The sequence below is a fragment of the Phaeodactylibacter sp. genome, assembly GCF_040219495.1.
In the GTDB taxonomy this organism is placed as follows: domain Bacteria; phylum Bacteroidota; class Bacteroidia; order Chitinophagales; family Saprospiraceae; genus Phaeodactylibacter.
This window is the reverse complement of record NZ_JAVJSK010000026.1, coordinates 12,552-24,852: the sequence shown is the minus strand read 5'-3', so window position 1 is coordinate 24,852 and position 12,301 is coordinate 12,552. Positions and strand designations below refer to the sequence as shown.

General features: G+C 51.7%; 6 protein-coding genes. All 6 read left to right on the top strand.

What is annotated here, in order from left to right; translation table 11 throughout:
- Positions 1-59: 59 nt before the first annotated feature.
- The 6 genes from RIC19_RS04315 to RIC19_RS04290 all read left to right on the top strand — a co-directional run bounded on the left by RIC19_RS04315 (position 60) and on the right by RIC19_RS04290 (position 11,992).
- Positions 60-5,555 carry a T9SS type A sorting domain-containing protein gene (locus tag RIC19_RS04315; RefSeq protein ID WP_350177061.1) on the top strand — a complete coding sequence of 1,832 codons (5,496 nt, stop codon included), beginning with the start codon at positions 60-62 and terminating at the stop codon, positions 5,553-5,555.
- A 244-nt stretch (positions 5,556-5,799) separates the two neighbouring features.
- A complete protein-coding gene (locus RIC19_RS04310) occupies positions 5,800-6,333 on the top strand; it encodes an RNA polymerase sigma factor (RefSeq protein WP_350177060.1) in 534 nt (177 codons plus the stop codon).
- Positions 6,334-6,386: 53 nt separating this feature from the next.
- Positions 6,387-7,175, top strand: coding sequence for a TetR/AcrR family transcriptional regulator (locus RIC19_RS04305; protein ID WP_350177059.1), 789 nt, complete (start codon positions 6,387-6,389; stop codon positions 7,173-7,175).
- Positions 7,176-7,356: 181 nt separating this feature from the next.
- Complete coding sequence (locus RIC19_RS04300) at positions 7,357-9,150, top strand: peptidase domain-containing ABC transporter (protein WP_350177058.1); 1,794 nt, start codon at positions 7,357-7,359, stop codon at positions 9,148-9,150.
- 5 nt (positions 9,151-9,155) lie between these two features.
- Positions 9,156-10,541: an HlyD family secretion protein gene (locus RIC19_RS04295; RefSeq protein WP_350177057.1), complete on the top strand. Its 1,386-nt coding sequence runs from the start codon at positions 9,156-9,158 to the stop codon at positions 10,539-10,541.
- A 2-nt stretch (positions 10,542-10,543) separates the two neighbouring features.
- Positions 10,544-11,992 (top strand): TolC family protein, encoded by a 1,449-nt coding sequence (locus RIC19_RS04290; RefSeq protein WP_350177056.1) that lies wholly within the window; start codon positions 10,544-10,546, stop codon positions 11,990-11,992.
- Positions 11,993-12,301 lie beyond the last annotated feature (309 nt).

Below are 12,301 nucleotides of genomic sequence, written 5' to 3'. Positions count from 1 at the left end.
AGGAGATTGTAAGACATATATCTTTACAATCATACTGATGACTTGCATCTCATGAAATTATGAATACGTCCAACGCCACGGTTTCTAGCGTGTTAGGTTATGCATTGGGGCTTAGTATGCTCCTCTGTATGACGGCATGGTCGGTCCCAGCCAACGATGCCAGGACTGATGAGGAGAGGGTAAAAGAGATGCGGCTCAATCCTGCTTTCTACAGTTGCGAGATGGACACGATTGCTCCAATCATTGTTTTTCCTTCCGCCGGACTGCAAGCCAACATCGAAAGCTGTGCCCTTGGGCAACCTGCCATCTTCTTCTTTTCCATTACCATAGCGGACGATTGTGATCCGGCACCGTTGTACGAGCTGCAGGTGACCGGAGGAGACCCTTCGGGTGCTACACTTTACAACCCATACGGTACGCACTTTTTGCTTTCCGCTCTGCCCGGAAGTTATGAAATCACAGTGACTGCAACAGACTCTACTGGTAATCGCCGGGATGAAGTTTTTGCGGTTAATGTAGATCAGGGTCCGGCACCGGGGACGAATTACGGCTGTAATGACACCATTTTAGTGAGCCTTGGCGATGCCTGTCAGCGGCTGATCACTCCAGATATGATTTTGGAAGGCGGCATCGGGTGCCTCCCACCGGAGTACTTCGATATTCAGGTTGTGGACGAACAGCCCGGTAACGGACCCGTAGTAGATGGGCCGGGCGCCTATCCGGTGGAGCTAAATCCACAGCAGGTTTCTACGTCTGAGGGGTTCACACAATCGGCAGATCCGAGCCTTTGGCTGCTCTCCAATCGTGGTGGGGCTTCAACCGCCTTGTCAGCCGATACACTTTGGCAAACGGTAGAAAGCCAGGGCGGCTGGTCAGCTGCTGTTTTACCGATCGGTTTTAATGGTACGTTGTCCTTTGACTGGGAAACAGCCTTCGAACTACCGGATTCTGCAATTTTTAGTATTCAGGTGCTTAATGCCGATGGGAGCCTGGCCAGCGAAGAGGCTTATTCGGGCTCCGGTTCCGGTACTTTTCAGGCAACGGTTAGTCAGGGGCAGGTCCTGTGGTTGAATTTAATCGCAGAGGAGCTTGAGGTCAATAACTCAACCTTCCGCGCTGATATCACCAACTGGAACCTGGCGCTGGATGAGGTGGACCTCAGCGCTGCTTTTGCCTGCTGGGGCACGGTCGTTGCCCGGGATCAGCAGCCCCCAGCCCTCACTTGCCCACCCGACACAGATGAGGCAACTGTACTGCGTGCTGCACAGCAGTTGAGCGGTACCCTGACCAATCAGAGCCCAACCCTAAATACCGGCGTGCATTCCTGTCTATCGGGAGGGCTGCCTTCTAACGGTGACCGTTTTTACGATGTGATCTCCTTCGAAGTAGATCAACCCGGGGTGTTCACTTTTTTTCTCAATACCGCGTTTTCTGACGGAGGTGGGCATATGGCTATTTTCCAGGGCGGCTTTAGCCCCCTGAGCCCCTGCGGGAGCATACTGGCTCAGCACGATTTCCCTGCTTCCCCTAATCCATTTAATGGAAGCAGCGACCCATACGTTCGGCTGGCTCTTCCTCTGGAAGCCAATCAGCTCTACTACTTGTTCACCACTACTGATATCCCCGGAGGTACCGGCAGCTACACCTACACCGTGCTGCCCGATGGCACCGGGCAACTGAGCGGCGCTACCGACGTGCTGCTGCCGTTTACGCAAACGCTGTTTTGTGAAGACCTGTTTGTGCTTCAGGAAACGGATAGCCTGCAATGGACGGGCGTGCCTCAGGTGACAGACAACTGCGGGGTAGCAGATGTAAGTCACGAAGATCAGGTGGAGGAGTCCGGTGATTGTGGCGCCTTGCGCATACAGCGTACCTTTACCGCTGTGGATGCCTCCGGCAACGCGGCTGATTGTATACAGCAAATTGATTTGCGGCGGCCAGGCGTAGAGGACATCTCCCTGCCGCCACAGGCTTTTCCCATTGATTGTAATTTGAACTACCCGGTAAACGGTTTGGGCAATCCCTCGCCTAGTCTTACCGGCTATCCATTTATACTAACCATTCAGGGTGCGCGCGACCTGGACCAGGTCTACTGCAACCTTAGTGCGAGTTATAGCGATGGCCCGGCGATCCCGGTCTGCGAGTCTTCTTTCCAGTTTCTGAGAACCTGGGAAATCATGGACTGGTGTGACCCGGCCGGGTCTTTCACCTTTGGGCAAATCATTAAGGTGGGCGATTTTACCGCACCCCTGTTGAGCTGTCCTGCTCAGGACCTTGATGGTGACGGAGTGGATGACCCTCTGGTGTTTCCCACGCAGCCTTTTGAATGTACTGGCGCTTTCCCCGTCCCATTGCCCGATGTTACTGACAACTGCTCGGGGTGGGAGGTGTTTACGCAGGTCGTGACCTTTCGGGACAGTGTGTTGTACAACGCTGCCGGTGCTCCGGTGGATACTATCCGAATAGAAGAGGTGCTGGCTACCATACCGCACGATGCCCCCAACCGCTTCGTCTCCGGTATCCCCACGGGCTGCCATGCCTTCCGGTACCTGGTGACGGATGCTTGTGATAATCAGATCGAGCGGTATTGCACATTCTGTGTGGAAGACCGCACTGAGCCTGTAGCGGACTGCAATGAGCAGCTCAATGTATCCCTTTCGCACGACGGCTTCGTCCGCCTTTTAGCGCCAAGCGTAGATGAAGGAAGCTGGGACAACTGTGCGATCGAGCAAATGGAAGTGCGTCGGCTCATCACTACAGGGCTGGGCTGTATGCCTGTTGATTCTACTTATTCTGACTGGGCACCTTATGTGGATTTTACCTGCTGCGATATTGATTCCCTGGTCGTTATCGAGCTTTTGGTCGTTGACACAGCGGGCAATGAAAACACATGCTGGGCAGAGGTGCTGATCGAAGACAAAATCCGGCCAAACTGCAGTCCGCCAACGAACCGTACCCTTCCCTGTGATACCTTGCCAGATGGGTTCCGTCCGGATAGTATTGGGACGCTGCAGACTTTGTTTGGTACGCCCTCCGTGACGGATAACTGCTCGGCAACCTGGGAGGAGTTAGCGCCTGAGCCTCTGATTGATGAATGCGGAGTGGGCACGATCGTCCGCCGTTTTCAGGCTATTGATGCCACCGGCAACGTCTCCAATACCGCCTGTGAGCAGTTGGTGACGATCGAGCCCAGGCACAACTACGCGATTAAGTTCCCGCGGGATGGCATGTCCGACTGCGGTATTCCAAACCCGGATACGATTGAAATCTTCGAGATGGCTTGCGATTTGCTGGCTGTCAGTGTTACAGATACCGTTTTCTCCGCTTCAGGGGATGAATGCTACAAGATATTCCGCACTTATAAGGTCATCAACTGGTGTGAATACGATGGGGAAAGCCCGCCCGTAGTGATTGGCCGTGATGAAGACTGCGACGAGGTGCCCGGTGATGAGGATGTATGGGTGCTGCGCCGGCCCGAACACGCCTTTGTAGACCGTGATAATGCCCACAACAACAGCATACCCGCTGCCGGCACCAAGGGAACGGTCTGCAATGGGCAGACCAACCCGGAAGGTTTCTGGCGCAATGTGGTTTCTAATGGTTTCTGGCAGTACAAGCAGCACATTAAGGTCTATGATGATGAAGCGCCGCAGATTCTGTTTATCCCTCCTTTGGATGTGTGCAGCATCAACAACGTCACCTGCCGGGCTTCAGCAGAGTACCTCTTTAGTGTGCTGGACAATTGTACGCCTTCCGACCTGACTATAGAGGTATACTACGATGAATATTCCGACGGTACGGTTGATTCTGTATTCACCGATATTTTCGGGACTTACCCAAAGTGGAAGCTTAACGGGGACTGGCCGATTGGCGAACACGAGTTTGAAATCCGCGTAGAGGACGGCTGTGGTAATCAGGCCTCGGCAACGATGCCATTCCGTATTGTAGATTGCCTGGCTCCTGCACCCACCTGTATCAACGGGCTGTCTACGCCCCTCATGCCTGTGCCCCCGCAAACTGATGTGGACGGCGATGGAGACTTTGACCGTGGAGCTGCGACCGTGTTTGCTACAGACCTGATTGCGAGCCCCTATACGGACTGCAGCGGTCCGGTTACCTACAGCATTAACCGGGTGGGAGAACAACCCGGCCGCGACCAAACTTCTATCATTCTGACTTGTGAAGATTTGGGCGTGGCGATTGTAGAAGTCTACGCCTGGGACAGCGCCGACAACCCCTTCCAAATACAGCCCGATGGCACAGTAGGCGGCCCGAATTACGATAATTGCGAAACCTATATACTCGTCACCAATAATTTGGCCGACTGTAATGCTCCGCTGCCGGCAATTGCCGGAGCTATAGAACGGGAAAATGAAACGCCGGTGTCTGGTGTATCTGTGGATTTGAGTGGCCTGCTCAGTCAGTCCGTGCCTACGGATAGCCTGGGCGCTTATGCTTTGGAAGGATTGGAGCCCAACTATGATTACACGGTAACCCCTTTCCTGGACGGGGATGACCAAAACGGGCTGACCACTTACGATGTGGTATTAATCAGCCGGCATATTTTGGGTATAGATCACCTGGACTCCCCTTACCAACTGATCGCTGCCGATGTCAACGGCTCCGGCTCGGTCAGTACGCTCGATATGATCCTGCTCCGTCAGGTGATTTTGAGCATTCTGGTGGAAATACCGAATGGCCCCAGCTGGCGCTTTATACCGAAGAGCCATCAGTTTGAAGACCCCGCCAACCCCTGGACGGAGCCGGTGCCTTATTCGGTAACCTATAACGATTTGGCCACTTCCCAGCTGGGAGAGGATTACGTTGCGGTAAAAATTGGGGATATCGACCTGAGTGCTGTTGCTAATGGCCTGCAGGCAACCGAAAACAGAGGGCGCTATCGTGGCCGGGCCACAGCCCTCCAACTCAAAGAAACCTATTTGCCCGCAGGAGCCACCCTTGAAGTACCGCTGACAAGTGATTGGTCGGGGCTTTCCGGGCTGCAGGCTCTGCTGCATTTCGACCCGGAAGCAGTAGAACTGGAGCGTGTGGTACCCGGCACGCTGCCGGAGCATTTCTACCGGCATACAACCGGGCAACTGGGCATCAGCTGGAATGCACCTGCGCCCCCTGAAGCAGATGCACCGCTGCTGTACCTGACCCTGCGCGCCAAGCGTGCCGTTCAGCTTTCTGAAGCCGTGCGCCTGGAGGCTCATCCAATACTACCGGAATGTTATACGCCCGGCCTGGAGAAAGGGCCGGTCTTCCTGCAGTTCGCTTCGCCAAATGGAGCAGGTCAGCAACTGGAAGTGTTTCCCAATCCGTTTGTGAAAGAGGTGGTGGTACGGTACTATGCTTCATCCACCGAGCCCGCCCAACTGAGGATACTGGATCAGCAAGGCCGAATAATTTGGGAAGGGCAGCGACAGCCACAGTCTGTAGGCTGGCAGGAATGGCTGCTCCCAGAACCGGTTGTTCCCATGAACGGGCTGTATTTCCTCCGGCTTCGCAGTGGCAATCAGGTCTGGTCTCACCGTCTGCTGAAGTTGGATTAGAGTTTTACTATTGTAGGAAATAGTTGAGTAGCCTCGCGTGTCAGGAAAGCACGCGGGGCTGTTTTATTTAGCAGGGCAGTGTGCATCTTACCTTTGAGGATTCCGGGTTCCGGGCTTTATTTGAAATTTGTCTAAAAAAAGTATTTGGATTTCAACCAACTTTGGGCAAGAGTGTTATATTTGCACGTGTGATAGTTTTACTATTGCTTGATGGAGTTAAGCTTTTTTAAAAAATTGTAGCCCTATGTCACAGATTGAATTCACCGAGTCATTTTGCCAGTTCAGGCCTATGTTATCTTCCTTTGCTTACCACTTAACGAAGAATGAGGAGGAGGCACAGGACCTGTTACAAGACACCGCATACAAAGCCTTCAAGTACCGCAGTATGTACAAGCCGCACACCAATCTGCGGGCCTGGCTGATGACCATCATGCGGAATACTTTCATCAACAACTACCGCCAGAAGAAACGCCGTCAGACGTTGAATGACAAGACCCCCAACAACTACTTCCTGAACAGTGGAACCCGCACCGTACTGAACGGCGGGGAGTCCTCTGTGACCATGAAAGAGCTGTCACGCCTCGTGGACGGGTTGGAAGACTGGCTAAAAGTGCCTTTTCTGATGCACTATCAGGGCTTCAAGTACGAAGAAATTGCCAATGAGCTGGACATTCCGCTCGGTACGGTAAAGAGCCGGATCTTTTTCGCCCGCAAGAAACTGCAAGAAGGGCTGAAGCGTATGTATGAATCCCAAAACCTTAATGAGCTGCTGAACTAATTGGCAGGTCGTCAGGTCATTATATTGAACTGTTTATCAACTGACAAATTCCAATGGCTCTGCTTTCTATTGAGTTAAAGATTAACGAGAAGCTTTTTAAAAACGACCCCCAGCGCACCGACCTGGGCCGGAAAATCCTGCAATATAGCGTCATCATGATTGATGAGCTCGGGCTGGAACGCTTCAATTTCAAAAAACTGGCGCAGCGTATTGGGTCGACCGAAGCGTCCATCTACCGGTACTTTGAGAATAAATACCTGCTGTTGATCTATCTGGTCAACTGGTATTGGGAGTGGATGAGCTTCCGGATTGATCTCAAGACGATGGAGATCGAGGATCCGGTCAGGCGGCTTCGGACAGTCATTAGCTGTATTGTAGATACAGCTAAACGCAATACAACGGTAGCCTTCATTGATGAAGATATTCTGCACCGCATCGTTGTGGCGGAAGGTACCAAAGCGTACCACAATAAAGCCGTAGATGCCCAGAATCGGGATGGTTTTTTCTCCTCCTATAAGGAGCTTTCTAAAAAGGTGGCCGATGTAATCCTGGAGAATAACCCTGATTTTCCATACCCGCGGTCTATGGCTTCCAATATTCTGGAAATGACCAACAACCATATCTACTTTGCCGAACATTTGCCCAGCCTCACAGAAGTAAAAGACAATTGTGATATTCTTGCGCAGGTAGAAGAGCTGATGTTGTACTATATTTGGAAACTTATCTTCCCGCCAACCGTTCAGCATGATGAGAAGGAACAGCAAATCAATCGTCAGGTATTGATGCCTGAACGCTGGAGTGTAGATGTGGTAACCAACGGTTTGCAACATTCAACAGAATAGCGTATTATTTGCAAAGTCTGACCTCATTAAAGGCTCATTGGGATGTGCTCCGCGGAGCAGGTTCTTCGTACGCCTGAACAGGCATCCCTAACCACACTTTCAAAACTATCGGTTTGTATCATTCACGCAGCACTGTTGAATCGGTTCGCCGTTATCAACAGTCTGTCAAACATTTTTTAGAATGGCTGATTATGGTTCTGCAAAACCGCTGCAACGGTTTTTCCGTTTGTTGGAACTCGATAAAAAAGACATTTACTACATCTACGTCTACGCGATCTTCGCGGGACTGATTACCCTTAGCCTTCCGTTGGGGATACAGGCTATTATTGGCCTGATCGCGGGGGGTACGCTTTCTGCTTCTCTGGTCGTCCTCGTAGCGGTGGTCACGCTGGCTACTGCGTTGTCTGGTATTCTTAAGGTGATGCAGCTGACCGTGACAGAGACCATTCAGCGGCGCATATTTGCCCGGTCTGCTTTTGATTTTGCCTATCGCATTCCGCGTATTAAGCTCGATGAGGTGGTCCGTTTTTACCCGCCTGAACTGGTGAACCGCTTTTTTGATACGCTTGCTGTGCAGAAAGGCGTCCCCAAAATTCTGATGGACTTCTCGACGGCTGTCCTGCAGATCCTGTTTGGGCTTATCCTGATCTCCTTTTACCACCCCTTCTTCGTTTTCTTCGGCCTGGCGTTGATTGTGATCCTGTTGGCGATTATGCGGATCACCGGGCCCGGGGGGCTCAAAACGAGCCTCAAGGAGTCTAAGCACAAATACGAAGTGGCGTACTGGCTGGAAGAAATTGCCCGCGCTATGAATACCTTCAAGTTATCCGGCGGCAATTCCTTCTCGCTCAACAAAACCGATAGTTTGGTATGCGATTACCTGGATGCCCGCAAAAACCACTTTAAAATCCTGGTCTTTCAGTATGGCAACATCGTTGCCTTTAAGACCATCATTACTGCCGGGCTCCTGTTTTTGGGTGCTTACCTCGTGATTAATAATCAGATCAACATCGGTCAGTTTGTTGCGGCTGAGATCGTGGTAATCCTGGTGATGAACTCCGTCGAGAAGCTTATCCTGAGCATGGAAACTATCTACGATGTGCTGACTGGCCTGGAAAAACTGGGTGCTGTTACCGACTTGCCGATCGAAGAGGAGTCAGGCCGCCTGTTTGAGCAGGTCGATACCGGCAAAGGGATTGAGGTGAAGCTGGAGAAGCTGACTTTTAAATTCCACGATTCCTACAAAAACACTTTGGATAACCTTGACCTGATGATCGATGCGAATGAGCGCATCTGCATTGCGGGTTACAACGGCTCTGGCAAATCCACGCTGCTGCAAATCATGGCAGGGCTTTATACTGACTTCAAGGGCAGCATTTCCTATAACGGTTTCCCCTTGCGGAACCTGAATATCCATAGCCTGCGGCAGCAGATTGGGGACTATTCGGCACAGGAGGACATTTTCCGGGGTACGATCCTGGAAAATATCACCTTCAGCTGCCCGGATGTACCCTTGAAGCGGGTCGTGGAGGTCGCCAACCAAATCGGGCTGAGCACTTATATTGATAAGCTCCCTAAAGGATATGAAACCATGCTCTTGCCGGAAGGCAGCAACGTGACACAAAGCATTCGAACCCGAATAATTCTGGCCCGTTGTATCATCACAAGCCCCCGAATGCTGGCCGTTGAAGGCTTCTTCTACGGTATTGAGCAGGGCGACCGCGAAATGATATCAGACTATCTGACTTCCAAAGAGCACAACTGGACGATGGTGACCGTAACGGATGACCCTGTACTGGCTTCCCGTTGCGATCGTGTCATCGTGATGAAGGAAGGGCAGATTGTTCAATCCGGCACCTTTGATGATATCTACGAGGGGCCACACTATCACAATATTTTTACCCGTACAGACGGGACTCGCCACTCCGGCAAAAGAGTGGATAAGTCAACCGAATCTGTTGAATCTAATGCCTAATCGACATGCTTAATATTTCCGATAATACGGTGAATCAAGAGGTAGAATTCAGCCGCTTCAATTCTTTCAAGCGTACGGTACTGTCTAATGCCAACCGGATGTTTACGCGTTGGCTGTTGTTTACGCTTTTCCTGGTCGTGGTCTTCCTGTTCCTGCCCTGGACACAAAATGTGCAATCCAGTGGCAACGTGACGACCCTGCAGCCCGGGCAGCGCCCACAGACCATTCAGTCGACCATTGCCGGCCGTATCGAAAAATGGTACGTACGGGAAGGAGAACTAGTCAGTAAGGGCGATACCATTGTCTACCTCTCGGAGATTAAATCCGAATACTTTGACCCTGACCTCGTAGGCCGTACCAACTCCCAAGTCGAGGCAAAGGAAGGAGCTATGGGGTCTTACCGGGATAAAATCGTTGCGCTGGAGCAGCAAATTACTGCAATGCGGTCGGAGCTCGAATTCAAGCAGCGGCAGCTGACCAACAAAATCAGCCAGATGGAATTCAAGCTGAATTCTGAACAGGCTGATTACGCACAGGCGATTGTACAGGACTCCCTTGCCCAGCGGCAGTACATCCGTTCGCAGGAACTGTTTGACAAGGGCATCGACTCCCGGACCAAACTGGAAGACAAGCAGTCGAAGGTGCAGCAAACGTCGGCTAAGCTGGTCTCTGCCCAAAATAAAGTACAGGAAGCCCGCAACGAGCTGGAAAATGCTAAGCTGGCCCTAAGTACGGTTCAATACGAGTACAACCAGAAAATTGCGAAAGCTGAGTCAGACAAGTTTAGTACCCTGTCTACTCTGTATGACGCAGAAGGCAGTGTGAATAAACTACGCATTGAAGCCTCCAACTACAGCGCCCGGAGCATGTTTTACTATATCCTGGCTCCTCAGGATTGTTACATCACAAAAGCGGTAAAGCCCGGTATTGGCGAGACGGTCAAGGAAGGGGAGGGGATTGTGACCATTATGCCTGCCGATTATCAGCTGGCAGTCGAGCTGTTTATCAAGCCCATGGACCTGCCATTGATTGAACTGGGGCAGGAAGTCCGGTTTATTTTTGATGGCTGGCCTGCCTTTATTTTCTCCGGCTGGCCCGGGCAGTCATTCGGTACTTATTCCGGGAGTGTGGTCGCTATCGACAATATGATCAGTAGTAATGGGCAGTACCGGATTCTTGTTGGAGCAGACCCCGATGGCAAGTCCTGGCCGGAAGCACTTCGGGTGGGCTCCGGTGCTCAGAGTATCGCACTGCTGAATAATGTGCCGCTTTGGTACGAAATCTGGCGCCGCCTCAACGGTTTCCCGCCCGACTACTACGAGACAGGTGAAGGCAAAGACGGAGATAAAGACGGCATCAAAATGAAAGCTCCGGCAAAATCAATCAAATAACAATGGTATTGAAATTCATCCCGACGCTACTCGTCCTCGTTTTGTTTAGCTCCGTAGCTACGGGGCAGCCGGCAGACAGTGCACAGGTACTCACCGCAGAGCAGTACTTGTCCTGGGTGGCCAACTACCATCCGGTAGCCCGGCAAGGCCGACTGCTCAATGTGCAGGCTGAGGCGCTGGAGCGTCTGGCTCGTGGTGGCTTTGACCCCAAGCTCTACGGTGACTGGGACCAGAAGAATTTTAAGGAAAGTGAATACTTCGCCTTTGGTGAAGCGGGCGTGAAAATCCCGACTTGGTATGGTATTGAACTCAAAGGAGCCTATACTGTAGCCGATGTAGACGCTCTTTATCAGAATGCGGAGCGGACCCTGCCGGAGATGGGGCAAGCGGTATTGGGGATAAAAGTCCCACTGGGCCGCAACCTGATCATTGATGACCGGCGTGCAGCACTCGAACAGGCCAAAATTATGGCGAACGCCAACGAAGCGCAGCAGCAAGGCATGGTCAACGATCTGTTGCTGGAGTCCGCCAAAATTTACTGGGATTGGAGCGTTGCTTTCAATCAGTTGATGGTCTTTGATCGGGCGCTGGTGATTACAGAAGAGCGCTTTGAAGGCATCCGGCAAAGCTTCTTTGCGGGTGACCTGCCGGCTATGGATACACTGGAGACTATGATTCAGGTGCAAAACCGGCAGTTTGACTACAACAACGCCCTGATTGCCTATCGGAATGCCACGCTACAGCTGTCCAATTTCCTATGGACAGAAGCCGGAGAGCCTCTGGAAGTGACCAATGAGCTCCGCCCTTTATTGCTGGAAGACCTGGAGCCGGATCCGGTCCCCAATACCCGTCAGCAGCTCTGGCAGGAAGCCCGGCAAATGCACCCCGATCTTTTGCAGTACCGCTACAAACTGCAGCAGTACGACGTGGATCGCCGCCTGGCGCTGGAGCAGCTCAAACCACGCCTCGATGTGGAATACAATTTTCTGGGCGAGGGTACCAATTTTCTGCCCGGTACCACGACAGATAATGGGATTACCCAATTGGTGGGCCAAAATTACAAATGGGGCGTCCGCTTCGACTTCCCGGTTTTCCTGCGCAAGGAGCGCGGCAAACTGCAGCTGACACGCATCAAAATTCAGGATGCTGAGTACACCCTGCAGCGCAAGCAGCTGGAAGTGGAAAACAAGATTAACAACTACTACAATGAGCAGGACAACTTCATTGCACAAATAGAGCTCTATGAAGGGGCTGTCCAAAACTACAATACCCTGCTCGAAGCGGAATACATCAAGTTTGACCTGGGTGAAAGTTCCATATTCCTGGTCAACTCCCGCGAGCAGAAGCTCATCGATGCGCAACTGAAACTTACGGAACTGCGCGGTAAGTTCTTCAAAACGCGGCAGAAGCTCGAATGGGCTGCCGGCCGGCTGGGCTTGATGGCGAATTAGTGGGTTGTCAATTCTTATGAAATAATAAGCGGAGTCAAGCCAGAAAGCACTGCAAAACTTGGGAGATGTTATATCTTTTTAACCCTGGCAACACTACAGGAGGTCGACTTCGGAGAAACCGCATGTTCTCCCCAGCCAAAGGAGATGCCCTTTATGCTCATCCCCAGCTACCCAGCTTTTCACACTTGACAATAGTACTGTTGAGTTGTCAGGAACGCAGGCATAAACGCTAATAAAAAAGCACCACAGCAATGTCTGTGGCGCCTTAAAAAAATTCCCCATAATTGGTTTTTGCTCAAGAGCAGATTT

What these genes read in the sequence shown, in the direction of transcription:
- RIC19_RS04315 (WP_350177061.1), top strand. Translation starts at nt 60, where the DNA reads ATGAATACGTCCAACGCCACGGTTTCTAGCGTGTTAGGTTATGCATTG.
- RIC19_RS04310 (WP_350177060.1), top strand. Translation starts at nt 5,800, where the DNA reads ATGTCACAGATTGAATTCACCGAGTCATTTTGCCAGTTCAGGCCTATG.
- RIC19_RS04305 (WP_350177059.1), top strand. Translation starts at nt 6,387, where the DNA reads ATGGCTCTGCTTTCTATTGAGTTAAAGATTAACGAGAAGCTTTTTAAA.
- RIC19_RS04300 (WP_350177058.1), top strand. Translation starts at nt 7,357, where the DNA reads ATGGCTGATTATGGTTCTGCAAAACCGCTGCAACGGTTTTTCCGTTTG.
- RIC19_RS04295 (WP_350177057.1), top strand. Translation starts at nt 9,156, where the DNA reads ATGCTTAATATTTCCGATAATACGGTGAATCAAGAGGTAGAATTCAGC.
- RIC19_RS04290 (WP_350177056.1), top strand. Translation starts at nt 10,544, where the DNA reads ATGGTATTGAAATTCATCCCGACGCTACTCGTCCTCGTTTTGTTTAGC.